The organism is Clostridium sp. CS001 (genome assembly GCF_020443565.1).
GTDB lineage: Bacteria > Bacillota > Clostridia > Clostridiales > Clostridiaceae > Clostridium_AD.
Window position 1 is genome coordinate 19,327 of record NZ_JAIZZN010000026.1, and the last position, 13,756, is coordinate 33,082.

Consider the following 13,756-nt stretch of genomic DNA (forward strand, 5'->3'; position numbering starts at 1 on the left):
AGAAAAAATTATGAAATATTTTAAAAAAACTATTGCATATGACGTAACGTAATGCATTAATATACTTATAGAGCAATTAATTTAGGAATACTTATAATTTACGTTCCATATATAGGGGTGATTACTTTGAAAGATAATGAATTGCGTTTTTTCACCATTGGTGAGTTTGCGCAAAAGGCAGGCGTTACCTTAAGAACACTTAGGTATTATGATAAAATATCTTTAATGAAACCTAGTTCTTATAGTGAGGCAGGCCACAGGTTGTATAGTAATCAAGATTTTGCAAGACTTCAACAAATTTTAACTTTAAAATTTATTGGATTTTCTCTTGATGAGATTAAAAAAATAACTCAAAGTGATGTAACTGATGAAAATTTTATAAAGTCCTTGGAAATACAAAAAAAAATCATGAAGCAAAGAGTTCAGCATACCTTTAAGGTAATAAAGGCTATTGATGAAGCTATTGATATGGAGAATAAAGAAGATATAAGCTGGGATAAGTTTACCAATATCATAAATGTAATTAATTCAGATAAAATGTTATTTGAGCAATATGAGAATGCCTCAAACTTAAGAGCTAGAATAAGTATTCATGAAATGTTCAGTGTAAATAAACATGGATGGATGAGATGGTATTTTGATGAATTAAACTTAACTAAAAACCACAGAATTCTCGAACTTGGCTGTGGAGATGCCAACCTTTGGAAGAAAAATAAAGATAGAATTCCTGAAGGATTAGATATTACTTTAAGTGATTTTTCTAAAGGAATGCTAAGTGATGCCAAGATTAACTTAGGGAAAAAGGCAGAGACTTTTAAGTTTGAAATTATAAACGCAGAAGAGATACCATATGTTGATTGCAGTTTTGATGTGGTAATAGCAAACCATATGCTTTATCATGTGGATGATATTGAAAAAGCTTTGTCGGAGATATATAGAGTGCTAAAACCAGGGGGATATTTTTACTGCTCAACGGTTGGACAAAATCATATGATTGAGATTAGAGACATTATGAACAAGTTTAAATCAGAAACTATGGACATTAAAAGCTCAGATATTACCTCGCGGTTTAAGCTTGAAAACGCTATGGAAAAGCTAGAAAAATGGTTTGATGGTATAGAAATGAAGCCATATGAAGATAATTTAATTGTAACAGAATCATCAGCTATTGTTGATTATATATTCTCAATGCCAGGGAAGGTAAGAGAAAGCTTTAATAAACAGAGGCTTTACGAACTCAACAAGTATTTAAAAGATGAAATTGCCATAGAAGGCGGAATTCACATAACAAAGGATACAGGTTTTTTTAAGGGTCAAAAAAGTTTATAACTTTAAAATAAAATTTAATTTGAAAGGTAGGATACATATGAAAATCAAGAATATTCCTTTTTCACCACCAGACATAACAGATGCTGAGAAAAAACTTGTAATGGAGGTTTTAGATTCAGGTTGGATTACAACGGGACCTAAGACTATGGAGTTTGAAGATAAGGTTGCGACCTATTGTGAAGCCAATAATGCGGTAGCTCTTTCAAGTGCAACTGCAGGTCTTGAACTTATATTAAAGGTTTATAACATTTGCGAAGGGGACGAAGTTATTACAACGCCATATACTTATACAGCTACAGCAAATGTAATACTTCATAGAGGTATTAAACCAACTTTTGTTGATGTTAAAGAAGATAGTTTTTTAATAGATGAGCAAAAATTAGCCATGGCAATAACACCTAGAACTAAAGCAATTATAACTGTAGATTTTGCAGGTGTTCCAGTAGACTACGATGCTATAAAAGCGGTACTTAAGGAAAAAAATAGAGAAGACATCATATTTATATCAGATTCAGCTCATTGCTTTGGAGCAATTTATAAAGGTAAAAAAGTTGGAACACAAGCGGATTTCCACGTTTATTCTTTCCATGCAGTTAAGAATTTAATAACAGCAGAAGGTGGAGCTATAACCTTTAATGATAACAATTTTAAAGGTAAAGAAGATTTGAAGAGAGAGTTTAAAATTGCATCACTTCATGGACAGTCAAAGGATGCACTATCTAAGATGAAGGCAGGAGCTTGGAAATATGATATTATAACAGATGGCTTTAAATGTAATATGACAGACATTAATGCAGCAATAGGTATTGCACAGCTTGAAAGATATGAAGGAATGCTGCAAAAAAGAAGAGCTATTTTTGATGTGTATACCAAGGCTCTTAAAGGCACAAGCTGGGCTATTGTTCCGTTTGAAAAGGATGAAAATATGGAGACCTCATATCATCTATATGCTTTAAGATTAAAAGGATTTAGTGAGATGCAAAGAGATGAATTAATTCAAAAACTTGCAAGTATAGGCATAGCTACTAATGTTCATTTTACACCACTGCCAATGTTTACACTGTATAAAAATCTTGGATATTCTATAGAGGATTATCCAAATGCATATAATCAGTATGCAAATGAAATAACACTTCCAGTATACTCAACGCTTAAGTTAGAAGATGCAGAATATGTTGCAGGTGAAGTAATAAGATGCGTGGAAGAGATAATGAGCAATAATTAATAGTTAAGGTAGTTGTATTTGGGTCAAAAACAAGTAATCAATCATTTCTTAACTGTTTAGGAAAATACTAAAGTGGAGGTAACAAACATGAAAGTTGGGTTTTATACATCAACAAGAGAATATAATGAGAAGAAGGAAGAGTTTAACAGTGCGGTTTTAGGAGTTATGGAAAGAGGAATATCAATGCTTGGCAAAGAGGTAACTGACTTTGAAAAGGCAGTTCAAGAATTTACTGGAGCAAAATATGCAATTGGTGTGGCATCAGGTACAGATGCATTAGTAATGGCTTCTGATATACTAGGGTTTAAAGATGGTAAAGAAGTAATAACTTCTCCCTTTACTTTCCTAGCGTCTACATCTTGTATTGCAAAGCATAATGCAAAGCCTGTGTTTGTTGATATAAATGAAGAAACTTTTGGTATAGATGCTAGTAAGATAGAAGAAAAAATAACAAAAAATACTGCTGGAATTATTCCTATTCACTTATTTTCACAAATGTGTGATATGGATAAAATTATGGATATAGCTAGTAGACATAATTTAAAGGTCTTAGAAGACTCTGCAGAATCTTTTGGTATGAGATGGAAGGGAAACGGAGAGGACTACAAACATGCAGGAACTATAGGAGATTTTGGTGTCTTCTCATTCTTCCCTACAAAGACTTTAGGAGCCTATGGTGATGCAGGCATGATCGTAACCAATGATGAAGAATTAGCACGTACTACTAAAATGTATAGGGTTCACGGAGCTTCTAAGAAGTATCATTATGATTATATTGGATACAATTCAAGACTGGATTCAATTCAAGCTGCTATATTACAAGTTAAAATGAAGTATATAAAGGATGCAATTAAAAAGAGAGAGCATATTGCAAAATTATATATGGACAGATTGCAAGAGTGTGAGTTTATTCAAATACCTAAAATCATAGGAGCTCAACAGCCTGTTTATTATGTATTTAATGTATTAGCGCAAAGAAGAGATGAACTTTCAGAATACTTAAAAGTAAATGAAATAGGAACTAGCATATACTATCCAATACCTCTTCATCTTCAAAAGTGCTTTGAATATTTGGGACACAAAAAAGGTGATTTCCCAGTATCTGAAAGGGTAGCTGAAAACATCATTGCACTGCCTATATATCCAGAGATAACCGAGGAAGAAGTAGAATTTGTATGTGAAACTATAAAGAAATTCTATAAAAAATAAAGGAGTCCTTAGGGACCCCTTTATTTTTAGTGCACCCACGTGGCAAGTGGCATGTTGTGAATTTTAATTAACATAACTGTAACTTAATTTATGTTGATGCTGGAGTTTGATGTAAGCATAATTTTAAGTTTTTAACATACATTTTCACATGAGATCTTACCTTATAAACTTCTACTGCTGTTAGTAATGTTGGAGGGCCTAGGTTATATAAAGAATTGACAACCTCTGTACTTTCCTTTGCAGCCGCTTTAGCATATACGTAGTCTTGATTTAGCAAAATACAGCCCAGTACACAACCTATTATTGCGGGAGATGTTTTAAACTTAATATCTTTTAGTTTTGCTTCGAAGATAGCATTATTAATTCTATCTACTAAGGCTTTTCTGGGGTGACTTAAATTTATTGTTTTAATTATAATTATAACCCCCTAAAATTTATCTGTATTAGTTATAATATGTTAAATTTGGCATTAAGTGATGAACATATATTAAAAAAATAAATAAAAATCTTATGCTAGTAACGTTAGGTCATATGTATAAAATAATGTATAATAGATTTAGATATAACACAGGGGCAGAAAAGGAGATAATTATGGATAACGAGATTAAAGAAATGTTAATACAAATGCAAGAGGACATCAAGAATATTAGTTTAAGACTTGAAAATATTGAAAAGAATCAAAGTGATGTGGCAAATGCCGAGCATAAGAATTGGCACATGTTAGCAGACAAGTTGGGGCAATATGATATGATATTGCATAAGATTTATGGAAAAAAAACTTCGGATAAAGAAAAATAATGAACAAAAAAGGAGACCTAGTAGCATGATAGATATAACAAAAGAATTACTTCAAAGCAAGTATAAAATTAGTTCAAAAACTCTAGAATTATATGATATAGCAATACAAGATGTGCAAAAGCAGTTTAAAATTTTGGATGAAATAAGAGAGTTTAATCAACTTAAGGTTTTGGAAGCACTACAATATGAAAGAATAAGTGACGCTCATTTTACAAATTCTTCAGGGTACGGGTATGGGGATATTGGGCGTGATTCTTTAGATAAAGTATATGCGAGAATTTTTAATTGTGAAAGTGCATTGGTTAGACCACACTTCGTAAATGGAACTCATGCAATTGGGGCAGCATTGTTTGGTAATTTAAGACCCAATGATACAATGCTTACGGTATGTGGAACGCCTTATGATACACTTCATAATATAATAGGTATTAACATTACAGAAAACATAGGTACATTAAAAGATTATGGTGTGAACTATAAACAATTAGAATTAAACAGTAACTCTAAAGTTGATATTGACCTTATGAAAAAGACACTTCTTGAAGATGAGTCAATAAAGCTGATTCATATTCAAAGATCTACGGGCTATGGATGGAGAAATTCACTACTAATTTGTGAAATAGAAGAGATAATAAAAGCGGCAAAATCTATAAATCCAAAGGTAATTTGTTTTGTAGATAATTGTTATGGTGAATTTATTGATGTTAATGAGCCTACAGATGTTGGTGCTGATTTAATTGCTGGGTCACTGATAAAGAATATTGGTGGAGGTATTGCACCTACTGGAGGATACATTGCAGGTAGGGAAGAATATGTAGTTCAAGCCTCTTATAGACTAACAATTCCAGGTATAGGGGGAGAGTGTGGATCTACTTTTGGAGTTATGCGTACTTTATTTCAAGGACTATTTCTAGCGCCACATGTAGCTATGGAAGCAGTAAAGGGCGCTATTTTCTGTGCAAGAATTATGGAACTTGCTGGTTTTGAAGTTCTTCCAAAATATACAGATAGACGAAGTGATATAATTCAAGCCATTAAATTTAATGATAAAGAAAAATTGATTAATTTTTGCAAGGGAATACAAGCTGGTTCCCCAATTGATTCTTTTGCTGAGTGTGAGCCTTGGGATATGCCAGGATATGCAGATAAGGTTATAATGGCAGCAGGAGCATTTATTCAAGGTTCATCAATAGAGTTATCTGCAGATGCTCCAATTAGAGAGCCTTATATAGCATATTTGCAAGGTGGGCTAACTTTTGATCATGCCAAAATTGGAATAATGATAGCACTTTCAAAGGTAATCTAAAGAAATAATAAAAGTACTAGAGCCTGCAATAATATAGACATTGCAGGCTCTAGTGTTTGGTCAAATATTCAAATATTTTGTTTAGTTGTGTTTAAGAGATAAAATTTCCTTCTAATATAACTAATAGGCAGATAAGGGTTTAATAATTTCTATAAATGCCTACAAGTATGCCAAGAATTGAGCAATCATCAACTATTATAGGGGACATAGTTGAATTTTCAGGTTGAAGTCTTATATGGCCGTTTTCCTTAAAAAATCGTTTAATAGTCGCTTCATTCTCAATAAGAGCTACTACTATCTCTCCATTTTTACAAGTGTTAACTTTTTCAATTATAGCTAGATCACCATCTAATATTCCTGCTTCAATCATACTACTGCCAGAAACTCTAAGCATAAATAATTCATTTTTGGTTTTAGTGAAGTTTAAGGGCAGAGTAAAAGTATCTTCAACATTTTCAACAGCTAAAATAGGTTGACCAGCTGTAATTTTACCTATAATAGGAATATCAATTAGTTCTTTTCTTGTAACAGAATCTTTTATTAATTCAATTGCACGTGGCTTAGTAGGATCTCTACGAATATATCCCTTTTTCTCTAATCTTTCTAAATGGCCATGAACGGTTGACGTAGATTTTAATCCTACAGCCTGGCATATTTCCCTTACTGCAGGTGGATATCCTTTTAATTGAATTTGAGCCTTTATAAAGTTATATATTTCACTTTGTTTGTCTTTTTTCTCAGTTAACATAGAAACACCTCTCATTCATATTTGAATTATACCATATAAATGTAAGAACATCAAACCTATGTTCTGCTTTTTGTATAAAAATTATACCTGATTTGGAAAAATAAATGTATTCACATGTAAATCAAAAAATATTAAGTTTAAATTTTTGAAGAAAATATAAAAGTAATAAAAAATGATATAATAGAGAAAAACTAATCTGATATAAGAATTGAAGTTAAAAGTTTAGGATTGAGGAGAAGGGAGCTAACATAGTGAAAAAGGCGTATAATATAATGGTAAATCTTCCAGAAAAACAATATCCTATTTACATAGAGAGAGGATTAATCCAAAACATAGGACTTGAGATAAAAAAAATATATGTAAATAAAAGAATATTTATTATCACAGATAATAATGTTGAATTCTTATATGGTAATAAAATAGAAAGTACTTTAAAAAAAGAAGGCTTTATTGTAAAGAAAATTTTGATAGAACCAGGGGAAAACAGCAAATCTTTTGAAGCTTTACGGAGTGTTTGCGAAGAGATTTTAGAATTTGGATTATCAAGGGAAGATTTAATTATTGCCTTTGGAGGAGGCGTAGTTGGTGACTTAGGTGGTTTTGCTGCGTCTATATTGCTACGAGGAATTGCATTTATACAAATTCCAACAACACTTCTTGCTCAAGTTGATAGTAGTGTTGGAGGCAAGGTAGCTATAAATTCTAAAAATGGTAAGAATTTAATAGGTAGTTTTTATCAGCCAGAAGCTGTATTTATTGATCCTGATTTATTAACATCTTTAAGCGAAAGAGTGTTTAATGATGGGATGGCAGAGGTAATAAAATGTGCTGCAATTAAAGATGAAGGGTTATTTTATAGTCTTTTACAGTATGAAACAAAGGAAACTCTCATAAATGATATAGGAGAAATCATCTATATTTGCTGTAATATTAAAAAGAATGTTGTGCAAGTAGATGAAAAAGATATGGGAGAGAGAATGCTTCTTAATTTTGGACATACAATAGGTCATGTTATAGAAAAAATGTTTAATTACGAAACCTTTACTCATGGCGAGGCAGTTGCAATGGGAATGATAGCAATTACAAAAAACAGTGAAACTCTTGGCATTACTGAAAAAGGTTCTGCGGCACTTTTAATAAAACTTATAAATAAATATAATCTTTATAGCGAATTACCAAGTATGGATAGAGATGAGTTTTTTAAAGCCCTTTTATTAGACAAAAAAAACATTAATGAAGATATAAACTTGATTCTACTTAAAAAAATAGGGTGTGGGTTTATAAAAAAGGTAAATCGTAATCACATAGATAAATATGTGGATTGAACTAAGGAGGAAGAAATCTAAATGAACACTATTAGGATAACACCAGCTGTGCTAAAGGGTAAAATTTCAGTTCCACCTTCGAAAAGTCTTTGCCATAGGGCTATTATCGCTGCTGGACTTGCAAATGGGAATTGTAATATAGAAAATGTAGTGTTTTCTGAAGATATTTTAGCTACCTGCAATGCAATGAGGGACATAGGGGTAATAATCAATAATTATGATAATAGTATAAGAATAAAGGGTGATAACTTCTCAAAGGGAATTAAAAATAAAATTGATTGTGGAGAATCCGGATCCACCTTGAGATTCCTAATTCCTATAGTACTTTTGATTGGAAAAGAATTTACTTTTACAGGTAAAGGAAGACTTTCTAAAAGGCCACTTACTCCTTACTATAAAATTTTTAGAGAGCAAGATATAAAGTATAGTTGTAAGGAAGGATTGCCTCTTACAGTGCAAGGTAAACTTAAGTCTGGTATATATAGAGTACAAGGAGATATAAGTTCTCAATTTATAACTGGACTTATTTTCGCTCTCCCGCTTTTGGATGGGGATTCAAAGATTGTTTTGACTACAGAGCTTCAATCAAAAGCATATGTTGATTTAACAATAGATATACTTAGTAAATTTTCTGTGAAAATTGAAAATGTGGGATATAAGGAAATTAACATTCTAGGTAATCAGCAGTATATATCTAGCGATTACAAAGTAGAAGGAGATTTCTCTCAAGCAGCATTTTGGCTTGTAGCAGGGATATTAGGTGGAGAAATTCAGTGCCAAGATATGAATATAAACTCCCTTCAAGGAGATTTAGCAATTATAGATTTTATTTCGAAAATGGGTGGTAATATATATATAGATGGTGACAAAATTATAACTAAAAAGTCAAAGACACAGGGAATTATCATTGATGCAGCAAATTGTCCTGATTTAGTTCCAATTTTAGCGGTGCTAGCTTCTTTAAGCAACGGAACGACGGAGATAGTAAATGCAGGAAGACTTCGTATAAAGGAATGTGATAGATTAAAAGCTATGGCTACAGAACTAAATAAGCTTGGTGGAGATGTGGTGGAAACAAAAGATGGACTTATTATTCGTGGAAAAGAAAATTTAAGTGGAGGAACTGTGGACAGCTATAATGATCATCGTATTGCAATGGCTTTATCTATAGCTTCCATAAGATGCAATCAGCCAGTAATAATTACTGATAGTTCCTGTATAAAAAAGTCTTATCCGAAATTTTATGAGGATTTTAATAGATTAGGAGGCAAAATAAATGAGTGGAGTTTGGGGAAATAAAATTAAGTATTCTATTTTTGGTGAATCACATGGAAAAGGTATAGGAATCAACATAGATGGATTACCTGCTGGCATAAAACTAGACTTAGATGCTATTAATGTTGAAATGAAGAGAAGAGCTCCAGGTCAAAATGAAATATCTACAGAAAGAAAAGAAAAGGATGAGTTTCAGATTATAAGTGGATATTTTAATGAGAAAACCACGGGAACTCCACTTTGTGCAATTATATGGAATGAGGATATGCACTCAAAGGATTATGAAGAAATTAAAACCGCAATAAGGCCAGGTCATGCAGATTATACAGGAAGTGTTAAATACTCTGGATTTAATGATTATAGGGGTGGAGGACATTTTTCAGGAAGGTTAACAGCACCACTAGTTTTTGCTGGAGCAATTGCAAAACAAATTTTAAAAGAAAAGGAAATCGAAATAGGAGGGCATATATATCAAATTGCTGACATATATGATACACCCTTTGATAAAGTAAGTATAAATTCAGAACTATTTAAAATAATAGGCAAGCGTAAATTTTCAGTTGTAGATGAGAATAAAGGCGCAAAAATGATAACTACTATTTCTAATGCAAAACAAGAACAGAATTCTGTGGGTGGTGTGATAGAATGTGCTGCAGTGAATTTACCAGAAGGACTAGGTTCACCTTTCTTCGATTCTGTGGAAAGTTTGCTTGCACATCTTTTGTTTTCTATACCTGGGGTAAAGGGTGTAGAATTTGGAACAGGATTTGAAATGGCACAAATGAATGGTTCAGAGGCTAATGATGAGTTTTATATAGAGGAAGATAAGGTTAAAACATTTACAAATCATAATGGGGGTATTTTAGGAGGAATTACAAATGGAATGCCGTTAGTTTTCAGAGTTGCGTTTAAGCCAACGGCCTCAATTGGAAAGCCTCAAAAGACCATTGATATAGGCAAGAGAGAAAACACGGTAATAAGTGTATCGGGACGACATGATCCTTGCATAGTTCAAAGAGCACTACCAGTAGTTGAAGCAGTGACAGCAATGGTTATTCTAGATCTATTATAAAATCATAAAAAAATCAGTTAAGAAACATTTAGGGTTTATATGTATGATATTTAGTTTTTAAGGGGAGATAAAATGAATGATTTAAAAGTATTAAGAAGTGAAATTGATGATATCGATAGTAAGCTTATAGAGCTATTTGAACAGAGGATGAAAGTAGCTCTTAGCATTGCAAAGTACAAGAAAGAAAACAATATGGATATATTAAATGAAAGTAGAGAACAAGAGGTCATAGCAAGAGGTGAAAGAAAGCTCTGCAATAAAAATCTTAAAGTAGCCCTCCATAAGTTTTTAAAATGCATTATGGAAATAAGCAAAGAGGTACAAAATGGAGCGTTATAGAAATTTATTTAGGTGAGGTGGTAAAATTTATGGGTATATATGGACTTTTAGGTGAAACCTTAAAACATAGTATTTCTCCTAGGTTACATTCCATAATTCTTAAGAAGATAATGGTAGAAGGGACTTATGAGTTATTTGAGACTCAAAAGGAAGAAGTGAAAAATACTATAAATACATTTAAAGATATGGGCGTGGTAGGAGTAAATGTGACGATTCCATATAAAACAACAATTATGAAATATATAGATGAAACCATAGGCACAGCAAAGAAAATTGGAGCAGTGAATACAATTTGTTTTAAGAATAAGAAAACAATTGGATACAATACAGATTATACTGGTTTTGGAATGTTGTTAAAAAATAATAATATAGATACTAATAATAAAAAAGCAGTGATTTTAGGTAATGGTGGAGCCGCAAAGGCAGTGATAGAGTATCTTATAGATAATGGAATTTCAGAAATAACAATTGTGAGTAGGAGTATCAATGAAAGTGAGGGAATAAAAGATAAAAAAGAATTTAATATTATACCCTATGAGAAGATGCCTTACTTGAAAGATAAAGATATTATTATAAACTGTACGCCTTGTGGAATGTATCCAAGTGTAGATAACTGTCCCATTGAAAAAAGTAGCATAGCTAAGGTTTCTTCAGTTGTTGATTTAATATATAATCCAAAAGAAACCTTACTTCTAAAGCATGCAAAAGAATTGAATAAAAAGGCTGTTAATGGACTGTATATGCTAATAGGTCAGGCTATCGCAGCTCAGGAAATATGGCAGGATAAAAAAATAGATAAGTCAATTATTAATAGTGTTTATGAGGAATTGAGGTAGAAGAATATGGAGAATAGAAACATAGCATTAATTGGTATGAGTGGTTGTGGAAAAACAACAATAGGTAAACTTCTGGCGGAAAAACTCAAATTGCTTTTTTATGATGTAGATCTGTATATTGAAAAAGGACAAGAAAAAAGTATAAAGGACATATTTTTAAATGGGGAAGAATACTTTAGAAAAATAGAGAGCTTAGCTTTAGAGGAAATTGTAAATAAGGGTGGTTACAAGGTAATTGCTACTGGAGGAGGTGTGGTTAAAGACCCCAAGAATATGGAGCATTTTGGAGAGGATTTTATCATTGTATTCTTAAATAGAAATATAGAGGCAATTGCAGAAGATATTGATGTGAGTAATCGCCCACTCTTATCTGAAGATTTGTCAAAAATATATATGATTTATGAGCAACGTCTACCTCTTTATAAAAAGTACTGTGATTTTGAAATAAAATACAAGGAAAGTATAAAAGAAACCATAGATGAGATATTGCATATTTTAAGTTGAAGTTACACAAAAAATAAGATGTGTTTAAGTTTAAAATGCAAATTGATAAATGTAAGGTGCGGAGATAAAAAAATGAAACCCCCGAAAGAATTGTTATCAACATTAACATTCTTTCGGGCATGAGAACCTTGTACATTTTAATATTAACGTATAAAATTGGTTCCTATTCTAGTTTCTTTTTCTGGCAATTTAACACCAAATTCTTTACCTGCGTTTATGGATTTTAAAAGCCAAGCCATATTCTTGCCTAAGGTTCTCATTGTTTGCATTCCTTCTAAATCTTGTTTTACTTCTTCAGGAGTATTTCCATGAACCATATTCCAATATTGAGAAGATACAATAGGCATATTTGAAATAGTAAAGTACTTATTTAACTGATCAAATGCAGCTGTTGAGCCACCACGTCGGCAACTTACAATTGCAGCACCAGGTTTATACTGAAAACCATCTCCAGCATAGAAGAATCTATCTAAAAAAGAAGTGATCTGACCGGATGCACCTGCATAATGAACAGGAGAACCAAAAATAAAGCCATCGGATTCTTTAGCTTTTTCTAAAGCAATATTTACAGTATCGTCATTAAATACACACTTAGCAGTATCATTTTTAGAACAACCACCGCAAGCCATGCAACCACGAATAGGTTTGTTTCCAACATGAAAGATTTCTGTTTCAATATTTTCTTTTTCTAGCTCCTTTGCTATCTCGCATAAGGCGGTATAAGTACATCCGTTGACTCTCGGACTTCCATTAATAAGTAATACTTTCATTTTTGTACCTCACTTTAATTTTAGACTTATTACAACTTAGTATTATTAGTATTCAACAAGACTTATGCATAATTCTTATTATAATAATTTTATTACTTGATATCAGTATAGAGTATAAGCATTATTACAACAAGTACGCACCTTTTTACCCTATAATACCTAAGGTGATACTATTGGAAGGAAGTAGTATATAGTTGTTACTATTTTGTTTTTAAATGGTATATATCATAATATATATATCTAGCTAATAATATTAATATTAGGGGCTTGTATAAAAATTATTATGGAGATGAGTTATTATAGAATCAAATATTATACTTTTAGGCATTTTAGTAGCTGCAGTGCTTGGAAGAGCAAACTCAGTGGCTGTTGCTACTTGTCTACTTTTAATTACTAGGTTGTTAAATTTAGACAAATATATTTTCCCAACTGTTGAAAAAAACGGTGTGTTTTGGGGATTAGTAATTCTTATAGCTGCAATTTTAATTCCTGTTGCAAGTGGAAAAATTACGGCTGTAAATCTAAAAGGAGTTTTCACTTCGTGGACTGGGATTATAGCATTAGTTCTATCTTTATTTACTACTTATTTAAGTGGCCTTGGATTAGAATATCTTACGCTGCAAGGACATAGTGAAATAATGCCTTCTCTAATAATAGGGTCAGTAATAGCAGCTGCCTTTTTAGGGGGAGTGCCTGTGGGTCCATTTATTACTTCGGGAATACTTGCTCTAGGAATTAAATTATTTAATAAATAATAACAAGTTTCTGAAGTTTTACATGCAGGAAAATCCACGAGTAATTGACTGAAAAATTGGAATTAGAATTAAAATCCAATTAGTTTTCTAACTATTCTTGCAATTAACACCGCCTATATATATAATTAACCTATAAATTCAAATTTAATATGGTGTGGATGCTTGTAGCGTGAGATATACTGCTATAAAAAGACTTGCAGGTGAAATAAAAGATGTTTTAAGCAAAAACCCTATTAATGATTATGTTTTTAATGTAAACTTAGAA

At 31.9% G+C, this 13,756-nt stretch carries 15 protein-coding genes; 12 read left to right on the forward strand and 3 right to left on the reverse strand.

The window, feature by feature from the left end; all coding sequences use genetic code 11:
• Positions 1 to 126 precede the first annotated feature (126 nt).
• The 3 genes from LGK97_RS15225 (at position 127) to LGK97_RS15235 (ending at position 3,763) form a co-directional block, all read left to right on the forward strand.
• Positions 127 to 1,329 (forward strand): MerR family transcriptional regulator, encoded by a 1,203-nt coding sequence (locus LGK97_RS15225; RefSeq protein WP_226260605.1) that lies wholly within the window; start codon positions 127 to 129, stop codon positions 1,327 to 1,329.
• Between the two features lie 43 nt (positions 1,330 to 1,372).
• Positions 1,373 to 2,554, forward strand: a complete 1,182-nt coding sequence (locus LGK97_RS15230; protein WP_226260631.1) for a DegT/DnrJ/EryC1/StrS family aminotransferase — start codon at positions 1,373 to 1,375, stop codon at positions 2,552 to 2,554.
• Positions 2,555 to 2,641: 87 nt separating this feature from the next.
• A complete protein-coding gene (locus LGK97_RS15235; RefSeq protein WP_226260606.1) occupies positions 2,642 to 3,763 on the forward strand; it encodes a DegT/DnrJ/EryC1/StrS family aminotransferase in 1,122 nt (373 codons plus the stop codon).
• 88 nt (positions 3,764 to 3,851) lie between these two features.
• Here the strand turns inward: LGK97_RS15235 and LGK97_RS15240 are convergent, their stop codons facing one another.
• Positions 3,852 to 4,040 (reverse strand): hypothetical protein, encoded by a 189-nt coding sequence (locus LGK97_RS15240; protein ID WP_226260607.1) that lies wholly within the window; start codon positions 4,038 to 4,040, stop codon positions 3,852 to 3,854.
• Positions 4,041 to 4,354: 314 nt separating this feature from the next.
• Here LGK97_RS15240 and LGK97_RS15245 point away from each other — a divergent pair, with 314 nt between their 5' ends.
• Positions 4,355 to 4,561 (forward strand): hypothetical protein, encoded by a 207-nt coding sequence (locus LGK97_RS15245; protein WP_226260608.1) that lies wholly within the window; start codon positions 4,355 to 4,357, stop codon positions 4,559 to 4,561.
• Between the two features lie 25 nt (positions 4,562 to 4,586).
• Positions 4,587 to 5,867, forward strand: a complete 1,281-nt coding sequence (locus LGK97_RS15250) for an aminotransferase class I/II-fold pyridoxal phosphate-dependent enzyme (protein ID WP_226260609.1) — start codon at positions 4,587 to 4,589, stop codon at positions 5,865 to 5,867.
• A 139-nt stretch (positions 5,868 to 6,006) separates the two neighbouring features.
• On the opposite strand, the gene lexA is transcribed toward LGK97_RS15250, so the two are convergent.
• Complete coding sequence (gene lexA / locus LGK97_RS15255; RefSeq protein ID WP_226260610.1) at positions 6,007 to 6,615, reverse strand: transcriptional repressor LexA; 609 nt, start codon at positions 6,613 to 6,615, stop codon at positions 6,007 to 6,009.
• Positions 6,616 to 6,887: 272 nt separating this feature from the next.
• Between lexA and aroB the strand changes: the two genes are divergently transcribed.
• The 6 genes from aroB (at position 6,888) to LGK97_RS15285 (ending at position 11,966) form a co-directional block, all read left to right on the forward strand.
• Positions 6,888 to 7,940, forward strand: a complete 1,053-nt coding sequence (gene aroB, locus LGK97_RS15260) for a 3-dehydroquinate synthase (RefSeq protein ID WP_226260632.1) — start codon at positions 6,888 to 6,890, stop codon at positions 7,938 to 7,940.
• Between the two features lie 21 nt (positions 7,941 to 7,961).
• The gene (gene aroA / locus LGK97_RS15265) at positions 7,962 to 9,239 is read left to right on the forward strand and encodes a 3-phosphoshikimate 1-carboxyvinyltransferase (RefSeq protein WP_226260611.1); all 1,278 of its coding nucleotides are present in this window, start codon (positions 7,962 to 7,964) and stop codon (positions 9,237 to 9,239) included.
• The gene (gene aroC / locus LGK97_RS15270; protein WP_226260612.1) at positions 9,217 to 10,287 is read left to right on the forward strand and encodes a chorismate synthase; all 1,071 of its coding nucleotides are present in this window, start codon (positions 9,217 to 9,219) and stop codon (positions 10,285 to 10,287) included. The genes aroA and aroC overlap by 23 nt, the downstream gene beginning before the upstream one ends.
• 72 nt (positions 10,288 to 10,359) lie before the next feature.
• Positions 10,360 to 10,626 (forward strand): chorismate mutase, encoded by a 267-nt coding sequence (locus LGK97_RS15275; protein WP_226260613.1) that lies wholly within the window; start codon positions 10,360 to 10,362, stop codon positions 10,624 to 10,626.
• 29 nt (positions 10,627 to 10,655) lie between these two features.
• Complete coding sequence (gene aroE, locus LGK97_RS15280) at positions 10,656 to 11,462, forward strand: shikimate dehydrogenase (protein WP_226260614.1); 807 nt, start codon at positions 10,656 to 10,658, stop codon at positions 11,460 to 11,462.
• Positions 11,463 to 11,468: 6 nt separating this feature from the next.
• Positions 11,469 to 11,966 carry a shikimate kinase gene (locus LGK97_RS15285; RefSeq protein WP_226260615.1) on the forward strand — a complete coding sequence of 166 codons (498 nt, stop codon included), beginning with the start codon at positions 11,469 to 11,471 and terminating at the stop codon, positions 11,964 to 11,966.
• A gap of 143 nt (positions 11,967 to 12,109) precedes the next feature.
• Here the strand turns inward: LGK97_RS15285 and LGK97_RS15290 are convergent, their stop codons facing one another.
• On the reverse strand, positions 12,110 to 12,736 hold the full coding sequence (locus tag LGK97_RS15290; protein WP_226260616.1) for a flavodoxin family protein: 627 nt from the start codon (positions 12,734 to 12,736) through the stop codon (positions 12,110 to 12,112).
• A 299-nt stretch (positions 12,737 to 13,035) separates the two neighbouring features.
• On the opposite strand from LGK97_RS15290, the gene LGK97_RS15295 reads away from it, so the two are divergent.
• Positions 13,036 to 13,491 carry a DUF441 domain-containing protein gene (locus tag LGK97_RS15295; protein ID WP_226260633.1) on the forward strand — a complete coding sequence of 152 codons (456 nt, stop codon included), beginning with the start codon at positions 13,036 to 13,038 and terminating at the stop codon, positions 13,489 to 13,491.
• Positions 13,492 to 13,756 lie beyond the last annotated feature (265 nt).

What these genes read in the sequence shown, in the direction of transcription:
- aroA (WP_226260611.1), top strand. Translation starts at nt 7,962, where the DNA reads ATGAACACTATTAGGATAACACCAGCTGTGCTAAAGGGTAAAATTTCA.
- LGK97_RS15275 (WP_226260613.1), top strand. Translation starts at nt 10,360, where the DNA reads ATGAATGATTTAAAAGTATTAAGAAGTGAAATTGATGATATCGATAGT.
- LGK97_RS15245 (WP_226260608.1), top strand. Translation starts at nt 4,355, where the DNA reads ATGGATAACGAGATTAAAGAAATGTTAATACAAATGCAAGAGGACATC.
- aroB (WP_226260632.1), top strand. Translation starts at nt 6,888, where the DNA reads ATGGTAAATCTTCCAGAAAAACAATATCCTATTTACATAGAGAGAGGA.
- aroE (WP_226260614.1), top strand. Translation starts at nt 10,656, where the DNA reads ATGGGTATATATGGACTTTTAGGTGAAACCTTAAAACATAGTATTTCT.
- aroC (WP_226260612.1), top strand. Translation starts at nt 9,217, where the DNA reads ATGAGTGGAGTTTGGGGAAATAAAATTAAGTATTCTATTTTTGGTGAA.
- LGK97_RS15250 (WP_226260609.1), top strand. Translation starts at nt 4,587, where the DNA reads ATGATAGATATAACAAAAGAATTACTTCAAAGCAAGTATAAAATTAGT.
- LGK97_RS15235 (WP_226260606.1), top strand. Translation starts at nt 2,642, where the DNA reads ATGAAAGTTGGGTTTTATACATCAACAAGAGAATATAATGAGAAGAAG.
- LGK97_RS15285 (WP_226260615.1), top strand. Translation starts at nt 11,469, where the DNA reads ATGGAGAATAGAAACATAGCATTAATTGGTATGAGTGGTTGTGGAAAA.
- lexA (WP_226260610.1), bottom strand. Translation starts at nt 6,615, where the DNA reads ATGTTAACTGAGAAAAAAGACAAACAAAGTGAAATATATAACTTTATA.
- LGK97_RS15290 (WP_226260616.1), bottom strand. Translation starts at nt 12,736, where the DNA reads ATGAAAGTATTACTTATTAATGGAAGTCCGAGAGTCAACGGATGTACT.